21 protein-coding genes and 2 tRNA genes are annotated in these 21785 nt (G+C 58.3%); 3 read left to right on the top strand and 20 right to left on the bottom strand.

The genetic code is table 11. The features are described 5' to 3' along the window. Positions 1-26 precede the first annotated feature (26 nt). The 9 genes from rimP to rlmE form a co-directional block, all read right to left on the bottom strand. Positions 27-485, bottom strand: coding sequence for a ribosome maturation factor RimP (gene rimP, locus CAF77_RS12165; protein WP_064384139.1), 459 nt, complete (start codon positions 483-485; stop codon positions 27-29). Positions 486-623: 138 nt separating this feature from the next. After that, a tRNA-Met gene (locus tag CAF77_RS12160) sits at positions 624-700 on the bottom strand. Positions 701-797: 97 nt separating this feature from the next. Continuing rightward, positions 798-883 (bottom strand) — tRNA-Leu (locus tag CAF77_RS12155). A 22-nt stretch (positions 884-905) separates the two neighbouring features. Continuing rightward, entirely contained in the window at positions 906-1289 is a 384-nt protein-coding gene (gene secG, locus CAF77_RS12150; RefSeq protein ID WP_011332406.1) for a preprotein translocase subunit SecG, read from the bottom strand. A 4-nt stretch (positions 1290-1293) separates the two neighbouring features. Then, positions 1294-2049: a triose-phosphate isomerase gene (gene tpiA, locus CAF77_RS12145; protein WP_085654581.1), complete on the bottom strand. Its 756-nt coding sequence runs from the start codon at positions 2047-2049 to the stop codon at positions 1294-1296. Between the two features lie 65 nt (positions 2050-2114). Beyond that, on the bottom strand, positions 2115-3452 hold the full coding sequence (gene glmM, locus CAF77_RS12140; RefSeq protein ID WP_085654580.1) for a phosphoglucosamine mutase: 1338 nt from the start codon (positions 3450-3452) through the stop codon (positions 2115-2117). A 16-nt stretch (positions 3453-3468) separates the two neighbouring features. Then, positions 3469-4320 (bottom strand): dihydropteroate synthase, encoded by an 852-nt coding sequence (folP, locus tag CAF77_RS12135; RefSeq protein ID WP_064382586.1) that lies wholly within the window; start codon positions 4318-4320, stop codon positions 3469-3471. A gap of 8 nt (positions 4321-4328) precedes the next feature. Beyond that, positions 4329-6236, bottom strand: coding sequence for an ATP-dependent zinc metalloprotease FtsH (ftsH, locus tag CAF77_RS12130; RefSeq protein ID WP_011332403.1), 1908 nt, complete (start codon positions 6234-6236; stop codon positions 4329-4331). Positions 6237-6438: 202 nt separating this feature from the next. Continuing rightward, complete coding sequence (gene rlmE / locus CAF77_RS12125) at positions 6439-7068, bottom strand: 23S rRNA (uridine(2552)-2'-O)-methyltransferase RlmE (protein WP_064382587.1); 630 nt, start codon at positions 7066-7068, stop codon at positions 6439-6441. 101 nt (positions 7069-7169) lie between these two features. Between rlmE and CAF77_RS12120 the strand changes: the two genes are divergently transcribed. Beyond that, positions 7170-7478 (top strand): YhbY family RNA-binding protein, encoded by a 309-nt coding sequence (locus CAF77_RS12120; protein ID WP_011332401.1) that lies wholly within the window; start codon positions 7170-7172, stop codon positions 7476-7478. A gap of 9 nt (positions 7479-7487) precedes the next feature. Here the strand turns inward: CAF77_RS12120 and CAF77_RS12115 are convergent, their stop codons facing one another. The 8 genes from CAF77_RS12115 to grpE form a co-directional block, all read right to left on the bottom strand. Then, the gene (locus tag CAF77_RS12115) at positions 7488-7892 is read right to left on the bottom strand and encodes a hypothetical protein (RefSeq protein ID WP_064382589.1); all 405 of its coding nucleotides are present in this window, start codon (positions 7890-7892) and stop codon (positions 7488-7490) included. A gap of 28 nt (positions 7893-7920) precedes the next feature. Next, positions 7921-8397 (bottom strand): transcription elongation factor GreA, encoded by a 477-nt coding sequence (gene greA / locus CAF77_RS12110; protein ID WP_064382590.1) that lies wholly within the window; start codon positions 8395-8397, stop codon positions 7921-7923. Continuing rightward, positions 8394-11615 (bottom strand): carbamoyl-phosphate synthase large subunit, encoded by a 3222-nt coding sequence (gene carB, locus CAF77_RS12105; protein ID WP_039769162.1) that lies wholly within the window; start codon positions 11613-11615, stop codon positions 8394-8396. The genes greA and carB overlap by 4 nt, the downstream gene beginning before the upstream one ends. A gap of 125 nt (positions 11616-11740) precedes the next feature. Further along, positions 11741-12877, bottom strand: a complete 1137-nt coding sequence (gene carA, locus CAF77_RS12100) for a glutamine-hydrolyzing carbamoyl-phosphate synthase small subunit (RefSeq protein WP_085654578.1) — start codon at positions 12875-12877, stop codon at positions 11741-11743. 256 nt (positions 12878-13133) lie between these two features. Next, positions 13134-13940 (bottom strand): 4-hydroxy-tetrahydrodipicolinate reductase, encoded by an 807-nt coding sequence (gene dapB / locus CAF77_RS12095; protein WP_085654576.1) that lies wholly within the window; start codon positions 13938-13940, stop codon positions 13134-13136. A 9-nt stretch (positions 13941-13949) separates the two neighbouring features. Further along, positions 13950-15074: a molecular chaperone DnaJ gene (dnaJ, locus tag CAF77_RS12090; protein ID WP_041475136.1), complete on the bottom strand. Its 1125-nt coding sequence runs from the start codon at positions 15072-15074 to the stop codon at positions 13950-13952. A gap of 297 nt (positions 15075-15371) precedes the next feature. Next, positions 15372-17288: a molecular chaperone DnaK gene (gene dnaK / locus CAF77_RS12085; protein ID WP_011332395.1), complete on the bottom strand. Its 1917-nt coding sequence runs from the start codon at positions 17286-17288 to the stop codon at positions 15372-15374. Positions 17289-17390: 102 nt separating this feature from the next. Continuing rightward, a complete protein-coding gene (gene grpE / locus CAF77_RS12080) occupies positions 17391-17960 on the bottom strand; it encodes a nucleotide exchange factor GrpE (protein WP_011332394.1) in 570 nt (189 codons plus the stop codon). Positions 17961-18200: 240 nt separating this feature from the next. On the opposite strand from grpE, the gene recN reads away from it, so the two are divergent. Continuing rightward, positions 18201-19874, top strand: a complete 1674-nt coding sequence (recN, locus tag CAF77_RS12075; RefSeq protein ID WP_011332393.1) for a DNA repair protein RecN — start codon at positions 18201-18203, stop codon at positions 19872-19874. A 75-nt stretch (positions 19875-19949) separates the two neighbouring features. On the opposite strand, the gene fur is transcribed toward recN, so the two are convergent. After that, the gene (fur, locus tag CAF77_RS12070; protein ID WP_064382593.1) at positions 19950-20354 is read right to left on the bottom strand and encodes a ferric iron uptake transcriptional regulator; all 405 of its coding nucleotides are present in this window, start codon (positions 20352-20354) and stop codon (positions 19950-19952) included. A 97-nt stretch (positions 20355-20451) separates the two neighbouring features. Here fur and CAF77_RS12065 point away from each other — a divergent pair, with 97 nt between their 5' ends. After that, positions 20452-20979, top strand: a complete 528-nt coding sequence (locus CAF77_RS12065; RefSeq protein WP_064382594.1) for an outer membrane protein assembly factor BamE — start codon at positions 20452-20454, stop codon at positions 20977-20979. A 61-nt stretch (positions 20980-21040) separates the two neighbouring features. On the opposite strand, the gene CAF77_RS12060 is transcribed toward CAF77_RS12065, so the two are convergent. Beyond that, positions 21041-21355 (bottom strand): RnfH family protein, encoded by a 315-nt coding sequence (locus tag CAF77_RS12060; RefSeq protein WP_085654574.1) that lies wholly within the window; start codon positions 21353-21355, stop codon positions 21041-21043. Beyond that, positions 21348-21782, bottom strand: coding sequence for a type II toxin-antitoxin system RatA family toxin (locus tag CAF77_RS12055; RefSeq protein WP_003221509.1), 435 nt, complete (start codon positions 21780-21782; stop codon positions 21348-21350). Before CAF77_RS12055 ends, CAF77_RS12060 begins: the two co-directional genes overlap by 8 nt. Positions 21783-21785: the final 3 nt, after the last annotated feature.

The following is a 21785-nucleotide window of genomic DNA, read 5'->3' as shown; positions in this document are numbered from 1 at the left end:
GCCATTGGATCCGCGGGATCCGCGTCTCAGTCATAACTGGGAATAATGTTGGCCTTGTCGATCATATCGATCGGCAACAGGAACTCATGGTTTTCCACCTGCACCACGACGTCCTGCTCTTCTACACCGCGCAGAAGGCCCTGAAAGTTGCGTCGTCCTTCAAAAGGCGAGCGCAGCTTGATCTTCACTTGTTCACCGACATATTTGGCAAACTGCTCAAGAGTGAACAGAGGACGTTCCATGCCTGGCGAGGAAACTTCAAGGGTGTATTCAACGGAGATCGGATCTTCAACATCCAGCACACCGCTGATCTGACGGCTGACGATGGCACAATCGTCCACCAGTACGCCGCCTTCCTTATCGATATAAACGCGCAACATTGAGTGACGACCTTGAGCCGAAAACTCAATACCCCAGCATTCATAGCCTAGGGCCACGACCACCGGGGCCAGCAAGGCCTGCAACTCTTCTAGCTTGCTCGACACCTGAACCCCCTCGTGCATGTATGTGCATGCTATGCAAAATAAAAAAATGGGCGAAACGCCCATCCTTGAAACGCCGTCGAACAGCGGCGTTGAAAGTGTCCAGCTAACAAAAAGCCCCTTAAAAGGGGCTCCTTAAACTGGTTGCGGGGGCCGGATTTGAACCGACGACCTTCGGGTTATGAGCCCGACGAGCTACCAGACTGCTCCACCCCGCGACAAAGCTGGGGCGGAAGTATACGACCGATCCCTCATAGGGTCAATGTAACCTTCCACCTGCAAGAAAGCCCGCAACAGCGGGCTCTCCTGACTAATTGGTACCGAGAAGGGGACTCGAACCCCTACACCCTATGGGCACAACCACCTCAAGGTTGCGTGTCTACCAATTCCACCACCTCGGCAATACTACGTTTGAAACCCTTCTTACTTCTGCTCTTGAGCTGGAGGTACGTCAGTCGCTGGAGTAGCCGACTTTTGCTCTTGAAGCACCGGGACATCATCAGAAGCCGGTTGTTGCTTTGGAACTTCCAACACTGCCGGGTTTGGCAAACCTGCTTGAGTCAGCTGATGAGCCTTCTCTTTAGCAAAGTATCCTAACCCCAAGCTGGTTATGAAGAAACCGGCGGCAAGTATAGCAGTAAACTTACTAAGAAAGGTAGAGGAACCTTGGCTTCCGAACACAGTATTTGAAGCACCTGCTCCGAAAGACGCGCCAGCATCCGCACCTTTACCCTGCTGCAGCAAAACCAGAGCTACTACGCCCAATGCACCCAGCAGATGAAAAACGACTACGACTGTTTCCAGCATTTTTTCAGTTTCCCGCGGCGCGACAAATCGCACCGAACTCATCTGCATTCAGGGAAGCTCCACCAATGAGCCCCCCATCGATATCCGGCATGCCGAACAGTTCGACCGCATTGGCCGCCTTCACGCTGCCGCCGTATAGAAGCCGCACACCTCGTGCCACTTCAGAATTCTCTGCCGCCAACTGCTCGCGAATGGCTTTATGCACATCCTGAGCCTGTTGCGGCGTTGCAGTCAGCCCGGTACCAATCGCCCAGACCGGCTCGTAAGCGATCACTGCGTTGGCAAAAGCACCGACACCCAGCTCCTCGATGATACTGCCCAGCTGACGCCCGACAACCTCAAGAGTCTTTCCGGCTTCACGCTGCTCCAGGGTCTCCCCCACACACAACACCGGAATCAAGCCACATGCCTGTGCCGCTGCGAACTTGCGATTCAGCATTCCGTCTCGCTCGCCCATGATCTGGCGGCGTTCGGAGTGCCCGACAAGCACCAGGGAACAACCTGCATCCACTAACTGACTCGGCGCAATCTCGCCCGTCAACGCACCTTGCATGGATTCCACCGCAGAGTTCTGCGCACCGACCGAAATCGATTTACCTTTCAAGCCATCAATCACTTGATTGATATACAAGCAAGGCGGGAATATCGCGACATCAACACCGCTTGGCAAGGCCAGATGACGAAGGCCGTTGATCAGCTCAGCGACGCTGGCGCGGGTACCGTGCATCTTCCAGTTACCAGCTACCATAGGGCGACGCATGCTGTACCTCGTCGGTCAAAGTGGGCGCAGATGTTACCCAACACAATCATGGCTGGCAAGCCGAATCAGGCAGAAACTTCAGTTACCAGTTTTGCCAGTTCTTCGGCATACCCACGAACCTGGGTTTCGTCCTCGCCTTCGACCATTACACGCACCAAAGGCTCTGTCCCGGACTTGCGCAAAAGTACACGACCACGCCCCGCCATGGCCTGAGTTACACGCGCACTGGCTTCCTTGACAGCCGGATGCTCCAGCGGGCTATCGCCACCACCGAAACGCACGTTGATCAGCACCTGCGGGCACTTGCGCAACGCCTGGCGAGTTTGAGCAAGCCCCTCGTTACGCGCCTTCAGCGCCATCAACACCTGCAAAGCAGCGATGATCGCATCACCCGTGGTGGTGTGATTGAAGCACACGACATGCCCCGAGTTCTCGCCACCCACCAGCCAGTTACGCTCCAGCAGCTCGGCGATCACATATCGGTCGCCGACATTGGCGCGCACGAAAGGAATACCCAGATCTGCGAGCGCGAGCTCGAGCCCAAGGTTACTCATCAAGGTACCGACCACACCACCCTGCAACTTGCCTCGCTCATGCAGATCGCGCGCAATAATGAAGATCAGCTCATCGCCATCAACAATTGCCCCCGTGTGATCAACCATCAACACCCGGTCGCCGTCGCCATCGAATGCAATCCCCAGGTCAGCGTGCTCGGACAGCACCGCCGCCTGCAACTGTCCCATGTGAGTGGAGCCACAGTTGTCGTTGATATTCAGACCGTTGGGCTGCGCGGACAGAACCACAACTTCGGCACCCAGTTCACGGAATACGCTCGGCGCAACCTTGTAGGTTGCTCCGTGTGCGCAGTCGATGACGATCTTCAGGCCGGAGAAACTGGTGCCGGTCGGCACAGAGCTCTTGCAGAACTCGATATAGCGACCGGACGCATCATTAATGCGCGACACCTTGCCAATCTTGCTCGACTCGACAACGGTCATTGGCGTATCGAGCAGCTCTTCAATCATCAGCTCCAGCTCATCGGGCAACTTGGTGCCCTTGCCGGAGAAAAACTTGATGCCGTTATCGTCATGCGGATTGTGCGATGCACTGATCACGATCCCGGCCTCAGCCTGGAAGGTCCGCGACAGGTAGGCAATAGCTGGAGTCGGCATCGGGCCGAGCAGCATTACATCGGCGCCGGCAGATGTCAGGCCGGCTTCAAGTGCCGATTCGAACATGTAACCGGAAATCCGCGTGTCCTTGCCGACCAACACCTTGCAGGCGCCCATCTTGCGAAAGGCCATACCGGCAGCCCAGCCGAGCTTGAGCATGAAGTCCGGCGTGATCGGGTATTCCCCGACACGACCACGAATGCCGTCAGTACCAAAGTATTTCTTGCTCATAAGTGCCCCATCATTCTTATTCGGCTGATTCCACGGCCGCGAGCATTCGCACCACGTCCACCGTTTCCGCCACATCATGGACGCGCAATATACGCGCACCTTTCACCGACGCCAGCGCAGCCAGTGCCAAACCACCGTATAGACGCTCACCCACCGGACGATTCAATGCATGACCGATCATGCTTTTGCGCGAAACACCCACCAATAGTGGCCGCCCCAGCGCATGCAGGGCTTCCATATGCTTGAACAAGCTTAGATTGTGCTGCAGGGTTTTGGCGAAGCCGAAGCCCGGATCAAGAATGATCCGCTCGGCCGGAATACCTGCCAACTCACACTGAGTCATGCGCTCGGCGAGAAATTCGCCCACTTCCCGGGTGACATCCTGATAGCGCGGATCGTCCTGCATATCGTCAGGTTCACCGAGCATATGCATCAGGCACACGGGCAATCCCGTGGCAGCAGCAGCATCCAACGCGCCATCGCGCCTTAGCGAACGAACGTCGTTGATCAAACCAGCACCCAACCGCGCTGTTTCGCGCATGACCGCCGGAGTGGATGTATCGACCGATATGACCACATCCAGTTCGCGGTTGATCAGCTCGACGACGGGAGCGACACGCTCCAGTTCCTCCAATGGAGAAACCGCCCGCGCGCCTGGACGGGTCGACTCGCCGCCCACATCGATCAGCGTTGCACCCGCCGCAACCATGGCTTCGGCATGACGCAAGGCTGCATCGAGCTGGCTGTATCGGCCACCGTCGGAGAAAGAATCGGGAGTGACATTGAGAATGCCCATGACATGCGTCCGGGCCAAATCAAGAACCCGGTTGCCGCAAGGCAACCGGGTCAGGGACTTTACAGAAGTCATTTCAAACCTTAAACGTCGGCAGCCGGACCGCCAATCGGTGTTTCCGGGCGCTCGCCCTGAATGACAGGAGGCGTGCCAGTACCGGTACCTCCCGACCAGTCGCGAGGCTCGCGAGGTGTACGACCGGCCATGATGTCGTCGATCTGCTCGGCATCGATCGTCTCGTACTTCATCAGAGCATCCGCCATGGCATCGAGCTTGTCGCGATTGTCCGTCAGGATCTGCTTGGCGGTGCCGTAGCACTGATCGATGATGCTGCGTACTTCGGAGTCGATCAGCTTGGCTGTCTCACCGGAGAAGCTGGCATTCTGACCGCCACCACCACGACCGAGGAATACCTCACCCTCTTCTTCCGCATACATCAACGGGCCGAGTTTTTCCGACAAGCCCCATTTGGTCACCATGTTCCGCGCGATCTGACTCGCACGCATGATGTCATTAGAGGCACCAGTGGTCACACCGTCGAAGCCCAAGGTCATTTCTTCAGCGATACGGCCGCCGTACAGCGAGCAGATCTGACTGATAAGCGCACGCTTGGACAGGCTGTAACGATCTTCTTCCGGCAGGAACATCGTCACACCCAGCGCACGACCGCGCGGGATGATCGACACCTTGTAGACCGGATCATGCTCGGGCACAACGCGACCAACGATAGCGTGGCCTGCCTCGTGATAAGCGGTGTTCTGCTTTTCCTTCTCGGACATGACCATGGATTTGCGCTCGGCGCCCATCATGATCTTGTCTTTCGCCAGCTCGAACTCTTTCATTTCAACGATGCGCTTGCCGGCACGGGCAGCGAACAACGACGCTTCGTTCACCAGGTTCGCCAGATCGGCACCAGAGAAGCCCGGCGTGCCACGCGCGATGACAGCCGGAGCAACGTCGTCACCCATTGGCACCTTACGCATGTGAACCTTGAGGATCTGCTCGCGACCACGAATGTCCGGCAGGCCGACCACCACCTGACGGTCGAAACGGCCAGGACGCAGCAACGCAGGGTCCAGCACGTCAGGGCGGTTGGTCGCGGCGATGACGATGATGCCGTCATTCATTTCGAAACCGTCCATCTCGACCAGCAACTGGTTGAGAGTCTGCTCGCGCTCATCGTGACCGCCGCCCATACCGGCGCCACGATGGCGACCCACGGCGTCGATCTCGTCGATGAAGATGATGCATGGAGCGTGTTTCTTGGCTTGTTCGAACATGTCACGAACGCGGCTTGCACCGACACCGACGAACATTTCGACGAAGTCGGAACCGGAAATGGTAAAGAACGGCACTTTGGCCTCACCGGCAATCGCCTTGGCCAGCAAGGTCTTACCGGTACCGGGTGGCCCCACCATCAGCACGCCGCGAGGAATGCGACCGCCCAGGCGCTGGAACTTGCCCGGATCACGGAGGAACTCGACCAGCTCACCCACTTCTTCCTTGGCTTCATCGCAACCGGCAACGTCAGCCAAGGTGGTTTTCACCTGATCTTCGGACAGCAGACGCGCCTTGCTCTTGCCAAAGCTCATCGGCCCGCCCTTGCCGCCCGCACCGCCCTGCATCTGGCGCATGAAGAACATGAACACCGCGATGATCACCAGGATCGGGAAGCTGGCCACCAGAAGCTGGGTCCAGATGCTTTGCTGCTCAGGCTGCTTGCCTTCGACCACAACGTGGTTGTCGACCAGATCGCCGATCAGGCCATTGTCCTGAATTGCCGGACGAATGGTCTTGAAGCTGTCGCCGTCGTTGCGCTTGCCGGTAATCACGTAGCCGTCGACGGCCACGCGCTCGACCTTGCCATCCTTGACCTGCTGGATGAAGTCGGAATAGTTGAGGGTCTGCGGCTCGTTAGGGCTGGAGAAGTTGTTCATCACCGTCACCAGGACTGCCGCGATGATCAACCACAGGATCAGATTCTTTGCCATATCGTTCAATTAACTACCCTCTGAAGCAAGCTCCGCTACTGGCGCGCGCTTCGCATGATATTCACCGGCCTAACTTACTACATTACCTACAGCTCTGGCAGGCGCCGTCTGTAACCCTTTGTGAAACACTTTCTACACAATATGCGCTTATGCGCGCGGGGCGAAATACGAAAAACCTATCACCCCGCCAAAAAACCTCGTTTTACTCGCTACGACCGCGGTAGCCCCAAGCCAGCATGTATTGCTCACGAGAGCTGCCGCGAGATGAATCCGGCTTGATCATCTGGATCTTGTCGAACTTCTTGCGAGCATCCTTCAGGTACGTATCGAATCCTTCGCCCTGAAAAATCTTGATCAGGAAATTACCGCCCGGCTTGAGTATCCGCTCCGCCAGATCAAGCGCCAGCTCGCAAAGAAACATGGCCTTGGGCATGTCCACTTCAGGCGTACCACTCATATTGGGGGCCATATCGGAAATCACAAGGTCAACCTGTGAATTACCTACAGCTTCAAGGATCCGCGCGAGCACTTCGTCCTGAGTGAAGTCACCCTGGATAAAGGTCACATCCGGAATACTGTCCATCTCCAGGATGTCCGAGGCGATCAATCGCCCCTGGCCACCGATCAGCCGACTGGTGACTTGAGACCAGCCGCCAGGCGCCGCACCCAGGTCAACGACGCTCATGCCCGGACGGATCAGCTTGTATTTTTCCTGGACCTCCAGAAGCTTGTAACTCGCACGCGAACGGTAACCGTCCTTCTGCGCCTGCTTCACATAGGGGTCATTGACATGTCTTTTCAGCCAACCAAGGCTTGTCTTGGAACGCGCCATTGGGCACCTCGTTGATTAGGGTCGTGATTAATTGGGCGGATCCACGAGCCCTCGGGTAAAATGGCCGCCATTTTACAGAATCCAGACGAAAGGGTCAGATTATGCCGCTCACTCCAGAGCAGAAGAAACAGTACAAATCCATTGGCCACCACCTGAAACCGGTTCTGACTGTGGCTGACAACGGTTTGACTGAGGGTGTTTTAGCCGAACTCGAACGCGCATTGGCAGATCACGAGCTGATCAAGATCAAGCTCAACATCCTCGATCGCGAGGCGCGCCTGGCGTCCGTTGCAGAGCTATGCAAGGTCGGCAAGGCCGATCTGGTTCAAGTCATCGGCAAGATGGCACTGATTTACCGCAAGAACTTCAGCGTCAACAAGCAGCTGTCGAACGTCCATCGTTTCAAGTGATGGCAAGGGTCAAGGGTGTGCTTCGCGCACCCTGCCACTCCATCCCGGCACCGGCTGCAATACCAGCACCAGCCCGGAAAAACCCAACACGAGAAAGCTGAACACCTGCCAGCGCTGCGCATCCGGCCAGCCGCCACGCACTGCGACAAACATCGCACACGCATACAACGCCATCAGCAACACTTGCCCGCGAAAATCTCGCCATAGACTGGCAAGGCCCTCGGCCTGTACCAGCACCAAAGCCTGAAATATCACGCACGCGACGGCAAACCCCACCACCGCCACTTCAAACGTACTTGCAACTTCATCGATCAACAGCGGTGCCAGGCCGATTTGACCCAGCACCGGTCGCAGACCGAGATGTACCAGCCACAGGCCACCGACCCACAACATCTGGGCCAGTTGCCAGAGCATTGCGCCCGCATGCAGCAGGCGCCCACCCTCAGATGTGACGGACTTCGACAATCTCGTACTCGATAACGCCACCTGGCGTCTTCACGACGACCGTATCGCCCTCTTCCTTGGCAATCAAGGCGCGAGCGATCGGCGAGCCGACGGAAATCTTGCCGAGTTTGATGTCCGCCTCATCCTCACCCACGATCTGGTAAGTCACGCTTTCATCAGTCTCGACGTTGGCGATTTCGACGGTAGTGCCGAAAATCACTTTGCCGGTGTGCGGAATGGTCGTCACGTCAATGATCACCGCGTTCTGCAGGCGACCTTCGATGTCACGGATCCGCGCCTCGACCATACCTTGCTGTTCGCGAGCGGCATGGTATTCGGCGTTTTCTTTCAAGTCACCCAACTCGCGGGCCGTACCGATGTCCTGGCTAAGCTTCGGACGAACGACCTTGGTCAGGTGAGCGTACTCTTCCTCCAGGGCCTTGGAGCCCTGGACGGTCATTGGGTATTTATTCATGCCTTCAATCCTGCGTGTAGATCCTGCAAGCGGCGTACGGTCTTCTCGGGACCGAACTTCAGCGCTTCACAGATAGCTTCGCCAGCAGCAATGGTGGTGGTGCAGTAAATCTTGTGCTGCAAGGCATTACGACGAATGGAGTACGAATCAGCGATCGACTGACGACCTTCGGTGGTGTTGATGATCAGAGTGACTTCGTCATTCTTGATCATGTCGACCACGTGCGGACGCCCCTCGGTCACCTTGTTCACGCGACGCACTTTCAGACCTGCGGCTTCGATCAGCTTGGCAGTGCCGGCAGTGGCGACGACTTCGAAGCCCAAGTTGATCAGATCACGGGCCACGCCTGCAACCAGTGGCTTGTCATCATCGCGCACGCTGATGAATGCGGTACCGCCGGTCGGCAGCACTTCGCTGGCGCCCATCTGGGCTTTGGCAAAGGCTTCGCCGAAGGTGTCGCCGACGCCCATCACTTCACCGGTGGACTTCATCTCTGGGCCGAGGATCGGGTCAACGCCAGGGAATTTGGCGAACGGGAACACCGCCTCTTTCACACTGTAGAAGTTCGGGATGATTTCCTTGGTGAAGCCGATTTCCTTCAGGGTTTTACCGGCCATCACGCGAGCCGCGACCATTGCCAGGGAAATACCGATGCATTTCGACACGAACGGTACGGTACGGGAAGCACGCGGGTTGACTTCGATGACGTAGATGTCTTCGCCCTGCAGCGCCAACTGAACGTTCATCAGGCCGACCACGCCCAGTTCCAGGGCCATTTTCTTGACCTGTTCGCGCATCTCGTCCTGGATGTGTGCCGGCAGCGAGTACGGCGGCAGCGAGCACGCGGAGTCACCGGAGTGAACGCCCGCCTGTTCGATGTGCTGCATGATCGCGCCGATCACTACGTCCTTGCCGTCGCAGACCGCATCCACGTCCATCTCGATGGCGCAGTTGAGGAAGTGGTCGAGCAGCACCGGACTGTCGTTCGACACTTGCACCGCGTCACGCAGGTAACGCTTGAGCTCTTCTTCCTTGTAGACGATTTCCATCGCCCGGCCGCCCAGTACGTAGGACGGACGCACCACCAGCGGGTAACCGATCTTCGCAGCTGCGCGAACGGCTTCGTCTTCGCTGCGCACGGTGGCGTTTGGCGGCTGACGCAGGTTCAGACGCTCGACCATTTGCTGGAAGCGCTCACGGTCTTCGGCGCGGTCGATGGCATCAGGGCTGGTGCCGATGATCGGCACGCCGGCTGCTTCCAGGGCGCGAGCCAGTTTCAGAGGCGTCTGGCCGCCGTACTGGACGATCACGCCCTTCGGCTTCTCGACGCGGCAGATTTCCAGCACGTCTTCCAGGGTCACTGGTTCGAAGTACAGACGATCGGAAGTGTCGTAGTCAGTGGAAACGGTTTCCGGGTTGCAGTTGACCATGATGGTCTCGTAACCGTCATCGCGCAGCGCCAGTGCCGCGTGTACGCAGCAGTAGTCGAACTCGATGCCCTGACCGATACGGTTCGGGCCACCGCCGAGGATGATGATCTTGTCGCGACCGGACGGCGCAGCTTCGCACTCTTCCTCGTAGGTCGAGTACAGGTAGGCGGTGTCGGTGGCGAACTCGGCCGCGCAGGTGTCGACGCGCTTGTAGACCGGGAACACTTCCAGCTTGTGGCGGTGAGTGCGCAGGTTCTTCTCGGTGACGCCCAGCAGCTTGGCCAGACGCTGGTCGGAGAAACCTTTGCGCTTGAGCTTGTACATCAGATCGCGGTCGATAGCGGACAGACCGAGGGTCTTGACCTTCTCTTCGTCCTTGATCAGATCTTCGATCTGCACCAGGAACCAAGGATCGATCATGTTCATGCCGAAGATTTCTTCGACGGTCATGCCGGCGCGGAAAGCGTCCGCCACGTACCAGATACGCTCGGCGCCCGGCACAGTCAGTTCGCGCTTGAGCACGCTCATGCTTTCCGGGTTGCTCAGGTCGACTTTCTCGTCCAGGCCGCAAACACCCACTTCCAGACCGCGCAGAGCTTTCTGCAGGGATTCCTGGAAGGTACGGCCGATGGCCATGACTTCACCGACCGACTTCATCTGAGTGGTCAGGCGCGCGTCAGCGTTGGCGAACTTCTCGAAAGCGAAGCGCGGCAGCTTGGTCACGACGTAGTCGATGGACGGCTCGAAGGACGCCGGGGTACGACCGCCAGTGATGTCGTTCTGCAGTTCGTCGAGGGTGTAACCGACCGCCAGCTTGGCCGCGATCTTGGCGATCGGGAAACCGGTGGCTTTCGAGGCCAGAGCCGACGAGCGGGATACACGCGGGTTCATTTCGATCACGACCATGCGGCCGGTGTCCGGGCAGATACCGAACTGAACGTTGGAACCGCCGGTCTCGACGCCGATCTCGCGCAGTACCGCCAGCGAGGCGTTACGCAGGATCTGGTATTCCTTGTCGGTCAGGGTCTGGGCCGGGGCAACAGTGATCGAGTCACCGGTGTGCACGCCCATCGGGTCGAAGTTTTCGATCGAGCAGACGATGATGCAGTTGTCCTTTTTGTCGCGGACAACTTCCATTTCATATTCTTTCCAGCCGATCAGGGATTCGTCGATCAGCAGCTCCTTGGTTGGCGACAGATCCAGACCACGGGCGCAGATTTCTTCGAACTCTTCACGGTTGTAAGCGATACCGCCACCGGTGCCGCCCATGGTAAAGGACGGACGGATGATGCACGGGAAGCCCAGGCGCTCGAGCACCGCGTTGGCTTCTTCCATGCTGTGGGCGATACCGGAACGCGGGCATTCCAGGCCGATGGCTTTCATCGCCTTGTCGAAACGCGAACGGTCTTCAGCCTTGTCGATGGTGTCGGCGTTGGCGCCGATCATCTCTACGCCGAACTTCTCCAGAACGCCTTCGCGCTCCAGGTCCAGGGCGCAGTTCAGAGCAGTCTGGCCGCCCATGGTTGGCAACACGGCATCCGGACGCTCTTTCTCGATGATCTTGGCAACGGTCTGCCATTTGATCGGCTCGATGTAGGTCGCATCGGCCATGTCCGGGTCGGTCATGATGGTGGCCGGGTTGGAGTTCACCAGGATGACGCGGTAACCCTCTTCGCGCAGGGCTTTGCAAGCCTGGGCGCCGGAGTAGTCGAATTCGCAGGCCTGGCCGATAACGATCGGGCCAGCGCCGAGAATCAGGATGCTTTTAATGTCTGTACGTTTTGGCATGGGTTTGTCACTCAAATCCGCAGGTCAGTCGGCAAGCCGTCTTGATCGATTTCTGAAGCCCCGAGGGGGCCGCCGGTTCCGGGGCCGCCCTCAAGGGCTTCTCGCTACAGTCTCAAGGCGAGCGCTTAGCGTCGCTTGGCCATCTCGTTGATGAAGCGGTCAAACAGAGGGGCCACATCGTTCGGGCCCGGGCTCGCTTCAGGGTGACCCTGGAAGCTGAACGCGCTCTTGTCGGTGCGCTCGATGCCTTGCAGGGTGCCGTCGAACAGCGATTTGTGGATCGCGCGGACGTTGGCTGGCAGGGTTTCTTCGTCAACCGCGAAACCGTGGTTCTGGCTGGTGATCATCACGACGCCAGTGTCCAGATCCTGAACCGGGTGGTTGGCACCGTGGTGGCCATGACCCATTTTCAAGGTCTTGGCGCCGGAAGCCAGAGCCAGCAGCTGGTGACCGAGGCAGATGCCGAAGAGCGGAATTTCGGTTTCCAGTACTTCCTTGATCGCCTTGATCGCGTAGTCGCAAGGCTCCGGATCACCAGGGCCGTTGGACAGGAACACGCCGTCCGGCTTCAAGGCCAGCACGTCGGCCGCCGGGGTCTGTGCCGGAACGACAGTGACGCGGCAGCCGCGCTCGACCAACATGCGCAGGATGTTGACCTTGACGCCGTAGTCGTAGGCAACCACGTGGTAAGGCAGCTCGGAGGCTTCGATGGTCGCGTGGCTGTCGGTTTTCAGATCCCAGACAGTGGAGCGCCATTCGTATTGGGTCTTGGTGCTGACGACTTTCGCCAGATCCATGCCCTTCAGGCCCGGGAAGCCTTGCGCCGCGGCGATGGCCGCTTCTTCGGAGATGTTGTCGCCGGCCATGATGCAGCCGTTCTGTGCGCCTTTTTCACGCAGGATGCGGGTCAGGCGGCGGGTGTCGATACCGGCGATCGCCACAACATTGTTGGCTTTCAGGTAATCGGACAGGGACATCGTGTTACGCCAGTTGCTCGCTACCAGCGGCAGGTCACGGATGACCAGGCCAGCGGACCAGACGCGATCGGACTCGGCGTCTTCCGGCGTGGTGCCGGTGTTGCCGATGTGCGGGTAAGTCAGGGTAACGATCTGTTGGGCGTAGGAAGGATCGGTAAGGATTTCCTGATAGCCGGTCATTGCGGTGTTGAACACCACCTCACCAACGGTCTGACCGTCGGCTCCAATGGCTTCGCCGCGAAAAATGCTGCCATCAGCAAGGGCAAGTATGGCTGGCTTAGTCAAGAAGACCTCCCGTAAATAACGCATGAAAGGGCAATCGCAGGTTGTAAAAAAGCGGAGTGACGTATGGACACGTCACCCCGCTTCTTCACTGAATTATTCTGCGCGCTTTTAGTGGACACACTAAAGCTGTAGCTTACAGAAAAAGGGATTTTTGGTCTACCGCCAATGAGGCCTGAAGGCCGGAGAATGCGACAGGGCGTCGCCCGGCGGAGCAAAACCGGCACAAACAGGGCATTTGCGCCGGTTTCAGAACATCTCAATGCAGGTCGAGCACGTCCTGCATGTCGTACAAACCAGGCTCGCGACCGTCAAGCCACAACGCCGCACGCACCGCGCCCTTGGCGAATGTCATGCGACTCGAAGCCTTGTGCGTGATCTCCAGACGCTCGCCCTCGCAGGCAAACAGCACTGTGTGATCGCCCACCACGTCACCGCCGCGAACAGTGGCAAAGCCGATGGTTTCACGGTCACGGGCACCGGTGTGACCTTCGCGACCATAGACCGCGACTTTTTGAAGATCACGATCAAGCGCATTGGCAATCACTTCACCCATGCGCAGGGCCGTACCCGACGGCGCATCGATCTTGTGGCGGTGATGGGCTTCGATGATCTCGATGTCCGCATCATCAGCCAATACCCGCGCTGCCATGTCGAGCAGCTTCAGCGACAGGTTGACGCCGACACTGAAGTTGGCGGCGAAGACGATCGGAATATCCTTGCCCGCCTCGGCCAGCAACTGCTTCTGCGCAGCGTCCAGCCCGGTCGTGCCGATCACCATCGCCTTGCCGGCCTTGCGGCAGAAGGCCAGGTTTCTCAGCATCACTTCCGGCAGGGTGAAGTCGATCAACACATCGAACTCTTCCGCCACCGATTCCAGATTTCCGGACAGCGGCACGCCGATTCGGCCCAGCGAAGCCAGCTCACCGGCATCCACACCGATCAGCGTACTGCCAGGACGAACAATCGCGGCCGTCAGACCGGTCAGCGGTGCGCGCTGCTGCACGGCCTCGACCAGAATCTTGCCCATGCGCCCGGCAGCGCCCATCACAGCTATACGTCGCATGCCGACTCCTTACAGATCGCCGAAGAAGCGTTTCACACCGTCGAACCAACCGGTGGTTTTCGGGGAGTGGCTGTTGTCGTCCGCCAGGGAGCTGCGGAACTCTTCCAGCAGTTCACGTTGACGACGGGTCAGGTTGACCGGCGTTTCGACGGCCACACGGCACATCAGATCGCCCGCCCCACCGCCACGCACTGGCGCAACACCCTTGCCGCGTACGCGGAACTGCTTGCCGGTCTGAGTTCCTTCCGGAATCTTCAGTTTGACGCGACCGTCGAGGGTCGGAATTTCCAGCTCGCCGCCCAGGGCCGCGTCGACGAAGCTGATCGGCACTTCGCAGAACAGATGCTTGCCGTCACGCTGGAAGATGTCGTGTTCGCGGACATTGATCACCACGTACAGGTCGCCGGTCGGGCCACCCTGAGTGCCCGCTTCGCCTTCGCCGGACAGACGAATGCGGTCACCGGTGTCGACACCGGCCGGCACTTTGACGGACAGGGTTTTGTATTCTTCGACGCGACCGTCGCCGTGGCAGGAATCGCACGGATCGGAAATGATCTTGCCCTGACCATGGCAACGCGGGCAGGTCTGCTGCACCGAGAAGAAGCCTTGCTGCATGCGTACCTGACCGATGCCGCCGCACGTCGGGCACGTCGATGGCGACGAGCCTTTCTTGGCACCCGATCCATCACATGGTTTGCAATTGACCAATGTCGGAACGCGGATATTCACGGTAGTACCGCGTACCGCTTCTTCCAGGTTCAGCTCCAGGGTGTAACGCAAATCGCTGCCGCGCTGAGCGCCGCCACGGGAACCGCCGCGACCGCCACCGAAGAAGTCACTGAAGACATCACCGAAGATGTCGGAGAAGTTCTGACCGCCGAAGCCTGCACCGCCGCCGCCCATGCTCGGGTCGACACCGGCATGACCATACTGATCGTACGCTGCACGCTTGCTGGAATCGGACAGCACTTCGTAGGCTTCGTTAGCCTCTTTGAACAGATCTTCCGACGCCTTGTCACCGGGATTACGGTCCGGGTGGTGCTTCATCGCCAGACGGCGATAGGCCTTTTTCAGGTCTGCTTCGCTTGAGCCGCGCTCAACACCCAACACTTCGTAATAGTCACGCTTAGCCATAAGTTCTTCATACTCTTGAGGACGTTCGGCAAACCCCTCCTGAGCTTCGCCAAACTCGTTGAGCCCCAATACAGGCCCGGACCCAACTCACGTCAATTCAACGATCCTGGTCTTTGGTTCATGCGGTATTTGCGGCGCGAAAAGCAGGAGCATTCCCGGCCATACCGCCAACACACGAAGCTTGTCGCATGCTGTAAAAATTCGCGTATTCCAGATACGCCAACGCGGGAGCAAGCTCCCGCGCGGCGACATCCTACCAGTCACCGCCGCAAGGCAGTCAACCGGGCGACCAACAACTTACTTGTGGTCTTTGACTTCTTCGAACTCGGCATCGACAACATCGTCAGCCTTTTCAGCTTTCTCGTCGTGCGGTGCTGCGCCTTCAGCAGGCTGAGCCTGTTCGGCGTACATCTTCTGAGCAACCGGTGCAGAGACTTTCGACAGCTCTTCAACCTTGGCGTCGATGGCAGCCTTGTCGTCGCCTTTGACGGCAGCTTCCAGGGCAACCACAGCCGCCTCGATTGCAGTCTTCTCTTCTGCAGTCACTTTGTCGCCAGCGTCGGCGATCATCTTGCGAGTCGAGTGAACCAGTGCATCACCCTGGTTACGGGCAGCGGCCAGCTCTTCGAACTTGCGGTCTTCCTCGGCGTTCAGCTCGGCGTCGCGCACCATCTTCTGGATTTCTTCATCCGACAGACCAGAGTTGGCCTTGATGGTGATCTTCTGCTCTTTGCCAGTCGCCTTGTCCTTCGCACCTACGTGCAGGATGCCGTTGGCGTCGATGTCGAAGGTCACTTCGATCTGCGGCACACCACGTGGAGCAGGTGGAATGTCGGCCAGGTCGAACTTGCCCAGGGACTTGTTCTGTGCGGCTTGCTTGCGCTCGCCTTGCAGGACGTGAATGGTCACGGCGCCCTGGTTGTCGTCGGCCGTCGAGAACACTTGCGATTTCTTGGTAGGAATCGTGGTGTTTTTCTCGATCAGCGCGGTCATCACGCCACCCATGGTTTCGATACCCAGGGTCAGCGGGCTGACGTCGAGCAGCAGAACGTCTTTCACGTCACCGGCCAGAACGGCGCCCTGGATCGCAGCACCCATGGCAACAGCTTCGTCCGGGTTCACGTCTTTACGTGCTTCTTTACCGAAGAAATCCGAAACAGCTTTCTGCACCATCGGCATACGGGTCTGACCGCCGACCAGGATCACGTCGTCGATCTTGCTGGCGTCGATGCCGGCGTCTTTCAGAGCAATGCGGCATGGCTCGATGGTACGAGTCACCAGATCTTCAACCAGCGATTCGAGCTTGGCACGGGAGATCTTCACATTCAGATGCTTCGGACCGGTCGCGTCTGCAGTAATGTACGGCAGGTTGACGTCGGTCGACTGCGAGGAAGACAGCTCGATCTTGGCTTTCTCAGCGGCTTCTTTCAGACGCTGCAAGGCCAGAGGATCGTTCTTCAGGTCCATGCCGGACTCTTTCTTGAACTCGTCGACGAGGTAGTCGATCAGGCGCATGTCAAAGTCTTCGCCACCCAGGAAGGTGTCGCCGTTGGTGGCCAGCACTTCGAACTGGTGCTCGCCGTCAACTTCAGCGATCTCGATCACGGAGACGTCGAAAGTACCACCACCGAGGTCGTAAACGATCACGGTGTGATCGCCCTTGGCCTTGTCCATACCGTAAGCCAGAGCAGCAGCGGTCGGTTCGTTGATGATACGTTTTACGTCCAGACCGGCGATGCGGCCAGCATCTTTAGTTGCCTGACGCTGACTGTCGTTGAAGTACGCCGGAACGGTGATCACCGCTTCGGTCACAGCCTCACCGAGATAGTCTTCGGCGGTCTTCTTCATCTTTTTCAGGACTTCGGCGCTGATTTGCGGCGGAGCCATCTGCTTGCCGGAGGCCTCGACCCAGGCGTCACCATTGTTAGCCTTGACGATCTTGTAAGGCACCAGCTTGATGTCTTTCTGTACAACTTCTTCTTCGAAGCGGCGACCGATCAGACGCTTCACTGCGAAAAGGGTGTTGTGCGGGTTGGTCACAGCCTGACGCTTGGCCGACTGACCGACCAGGATTTCGCCATCGTTGGCGTAAGCGATGATCGACGGCGTGGTGCGCGCGCCTTCAGCGTTCTCAATAACTTTGGCTTTGCCGTTTTCCAGCACGGAGACGCAGGAGTTGGTAGTCCCCAGGTCGATACCGATAATTTTGCCCATGTTCACTCTCCCGAAACTTTGGATTTTTTTGCCGCAGCAGTGGTGGCTGACTGCGGTAATACTTAAACGCTTGACTTGTAAATGGGGGCCTTGCGGCTAATTTCAAGCCTTCTCGTCAATCGAAGGCGAAACTGGCGCCGGCGCCTTGCTGACCACGACCATCGCCGGACGCAGCAGGCGACCGTTGAGCTGGTAGCCCTTCTGGAACACCTTCAGAATGCTGTTCGGCTCCAGGTCAGCACTTTCCTGCATGGCCATCGCCTGATGCTCCACGGCATTGAACGGTTCGCCTTCCTGCGGGCTGACAGCGACAAGCTGATAGCGCGTGAGGGTGTCGTGAAACATTTTCAGGGTCAGCTCGATGCCTTCGCGCATCGGACGGATGCTTTCGTCATCCGGGCTCGACAGCTCGAGACCACGCTCCAGGCTGTCGACGATCGGCAGCAGATCGCCGGCGAATTTTTCCAGCGCAAACTTGTGCGCCTTTTCGACATCCTGCTCGGCACGGCGGCGGACGTTCTGCAGATCGGCAGCTACGCGCAGCGATTGATCCTGCGCGGCGGCCAATTGCTCTTCGAGCACTTGTACACGGGTCGCCAGGTCATCACCCGAGGCCTCGGGCGCCTGATTGGCTTCTGGATTTTGCGTATCTACTGTCTGTTCGTCAGCCATAGAATTCTCCTTTCAATATCGTCCGCGAGTTCGATTCGCGCTTCTGCCCCGGTATATGGGGCCGCAAAATCAGGCTTCAAGGGCTGACAACGATTAACCCTACAAAAAAGTGCTGCATTGGCATTCCCGGGCGCGACAGGCATTTGATCGGATCACCCTCATCGATCCAAGCGAGGGCATTGTCAGCCCGAAACAAAACACTGTATAAATAACCAGACCTGAAGCCTGGGAGCGGCCTTTATGCTGGTGCACCTGTCCGTACACAACTACGCCATCGTTGAACATCTCGATCTCGAACTCGATCGCGGCATGAGCGTGATTACCGGGGAAACCGGCGCCGGCAAGTCGATCATGCTCGACGCCCTGGGCCTGACGCTCGGTGATCGCGCCGACAGCGGCGTGGTTCGACCGGGCGCCGACAAGGCCGATATCCTGGCGACCTTCGACCTGGCCGACATCCCCGAGGCCAGCGCCTGGCTGGCGGAACGCGACCTGGAAATCGACGGCCCGTGCATCCTGCGCCGGGTCATCACGTCCGAAGGTCGGTCACGCGGCTATATAAATGGCACGCCCTGCCCGCTTGGCGATCTCAAGGCACTCGGCGAGCTGCTGATCGATATCCACAGCCAGCACGAACATCAATCCCTGCTCAAGACCGACACCCACCGGCGCCTGCTCGACGAGTACGCCGGGGCCACCGATCTGGCACGCCAGGTACACTTGGCCGCCCAGCGCTGGCGCCAGACTCGCCAGGAGCTGGAACGCCTTTCCAACTCCGGCGACGAACAGCGTGCACGCCATCAACTGCTCAGCTATCAACTCGAAGAACTGGAAAACCTCGGCCTCGGTGAAAACGAGCTGGAAGAGCTGGAGCAGGAACACAAGAACCTGACCAACGCCGAAACCCTGCTCGGCATCTGCCGACAAGTGGTCGAGCAATGCAGCGAAAGCGATTCCGGCAATGTGCTGAATGCCTTGACGGCCAGCCTCAACCGACTGTCGAGCGTGAACAGCTCGGTGGGTGCGCTGGGTGAAGCGAGCAGCCTGCTGACCAGTGCGCAAATCCAGGTCGAAGAGGCCGTCGGCGAGCTCAATCGTTTTCTCGACAACTTCGACGCTGATCCGGCGCGCCTGCAATATCTCGAGGAACGCCTGGACTCCATTTACACATTGGCACGCAAACACCGCATTCAGCCGACGGAAGTGGCAGAGATGCAGCAGAAGCTGCTCGACGAAATCGAAGCGCTGGACGCCAACGATGAATCCATCGAACGCCTCGCCGAAGAACTCGCTTCCTATGCCCGCCACTATCAGGAAAAGGCTCGGGAACTCAGTGAGCTGCGCCATCAGGCGGCCGGCAGCCTGGCAAGCGCGGTGGAGCAGGAGATTCAGCGCCTGGGCATGCCCGGCGGGCGCTTCACCATCGAACTGCGCGCCAACAATAGCAGCGAGTTGCAACCCAATGGTCTGGAACAAGTCGAGCTGCTGGTGAGCGCCAACCCGGGCCAACCCTTGAAAGCCTTGGCCAAAGTGGCGTCCGGCGGTGAGTTGTCACGGATCAGCCTGGCCATCCAGGTGATTACAGCCCAGACCTCTCGCGTACCGACATTGGTATTCGACGAAGTGGACGTGGGGATTGGCGGTCCGACGGCGGAAATCGTCGGCCAGTTGTTACGCCGCCTCGGGGATCGCGGACAGGTTCTGACGGTCACGCATTTGCCGCAAGTTGCGGCTCAGGGGCATCAGCACCTGTTCGTGCACAAGGTACGTGGCGAGCAGGCGACTCATACGGCCGTTTCGAAGCTGAGCAAGAATGACCGCATAGAAGAAGTCGCGCGGATGTTGGGCGGCATCGATCTGACCAAGGAGTCCTTGGCGCACGCGAAAAAGATGGTCGTAACCGCAAAGGTTTAAGAACCGCAGAAAGCACGAAGGCGACCCTTGGGTCGCCTTCGTTCGTTTCGCGAACCTGAAATTCGCGCGACATGCTTACTTTTTCTTGCGTACGTACAGGACGAGATTGTGATCAACCATCTCGTAACCGTGCTTCTCGACGATCGCCTTCTGAAGTTTTTCGATTTCTTCGTCGAAGAATTCGATGACTTCGCCCGACTCCACGTTGACCATATGGTCGTGGTGGCCACCATCGGCCAATTCGAATACCGCGTGGCCGCCGTCGAAGTTGTGACGGACCACGAGGCCAGCCGCTTCGAACTGGGTCAGAACACGGTAAACCGTGGCCAGACCGACATCCTCGCCAGCTTCCATCAACGCCTTGTAGACGTCCTCGGCACTCATGTGACGCTGCTCGGTAGAGTCGAGCATTTGCAGGATCTTGACCCGTGGCAGGGTCACTTTGAGGCCGGCTTTGCGTAGTTCGCTATTTTCAACCATGGTCAGCTTTCTCGCGATGCTGCTTCGCAGCTTCTCTTAATGCGGGTATGATCGGCGTTTACGTTGTCCCAGCCAAGATAGTGGAAGTCGCCCACCGATGCAAAACACCAAGCTCTTGCTAACCAGTTTCACCTTTGTGGGACTGCTCGCACTCGCCGGTTGTTCATTCCCCGGGGTTTACAAAATCGACATCCAGCAGGGCAATGTCGTCACGCAGGACATGATAGACCAGTTACGCCCGGGAATGACCCGGCCGCAAGTACGGTTTATCATGGGCAACCCTCTGCTTGCCGACACGTTCCACGCCAACCGCTGGGATTACCTGTACAGCCTGCAACCGGGGGGCGGTGAACGCCAGCAGGAACGCGTAAGTGTCATTTTCGACTCGAATGACCGCCTTGCCAGCCTGTCCGGTGACTTCATGCCGGGCGTCAGCCGTGACGAAGCCATTCTCGGCAAGGACAGCGGCACCAGCGTGACCGCTCCTGCTGAAAACGCCGAGCAGCCGAAACCGGAAAAACCGGCCAAGCCAGGCTCCTTGCTGGATCAGATCCAGAAGGACGTCGATGGTGTGGAAACCGTTCCGGTTCCAACGCCAGAACCGCTGGACACCTCGCCGCAGTAATTTGCGACGCAATAAAAAACCCGGAAATTCCGGGTTTTTTATTGCCTGCCGTTTGGCCAGCCTACTGGTTTCGCGCCTTGGCCTCGGCAGCCTTGGCGGCGCGCAGACGGCGCACCTCTTTCGGATCAGCCAACAGCGGTCTATAGATCTCGATGCGATCGCCTTCCTGGACCCGTCGAGCATCCGGATCAGCGATCACTTTGCCGAAGATCCCCAAGGGACAACCGTTCAGATCCAGCTCCGGAAATTCAACGTCAATCCCGGACGCCATCAGCGCCGCACGCACCGTCGTACCCTCGGCGACGCTGATCACACGCAAAACCTGACGATCAACGGCGGCATACACCACTTCGATTTGAATCACCGGCTCAACCATGCATCTGCTTGGCGCGCTGGCAGAACGCATCCACCAATGTATTGGCCGCCTGATTGAACAAAGGACCGAGCGTCGCGCGGACCAGCGGCCCGGCATAGTCGAAGGACAGATCCAGACTGATCTTGCAGGCTTTCTCGTTCAACGCCTTGAACACCCAGACACCGTGCAACTGATTGAATGGACCTTCCTCAAGATTCATCTCGATCGACTGTCCCGGCACCAGCGTATTGCGCGTCACGAAGTGCTGACTAAGCCCACCCTTGGCCACGCCAACACTGGCGCGCATATGCTCAGGCGAGCTTTCCAGGACTTCGGCAGACGAGCACCACGGCAGAAACTCCGGGTAACGCGCCACGTCATTGACCAGGTCATAAAGAAATTGCGCCGGATAAGGCAGCAGCGCCGATCGTTGAATATGTGTCGTCATGTA

Origin of the sequence: Pseudomonas sp. R15(2017), from assembly GCF_002112685.1 — a bacterium.
In the GTDB taxonomy this organism is placed as follows: domain Bacteria; phylum Pseudomonadota; class Gammaproteobacteria; order Pseudomonadales; family Pseudomonadaceae; genus Aquipseudomonas; species Aquipseudomonas glycinae.
This window is presented reverse-complemented; position numbering and strand designations above follow the sequence as displayed.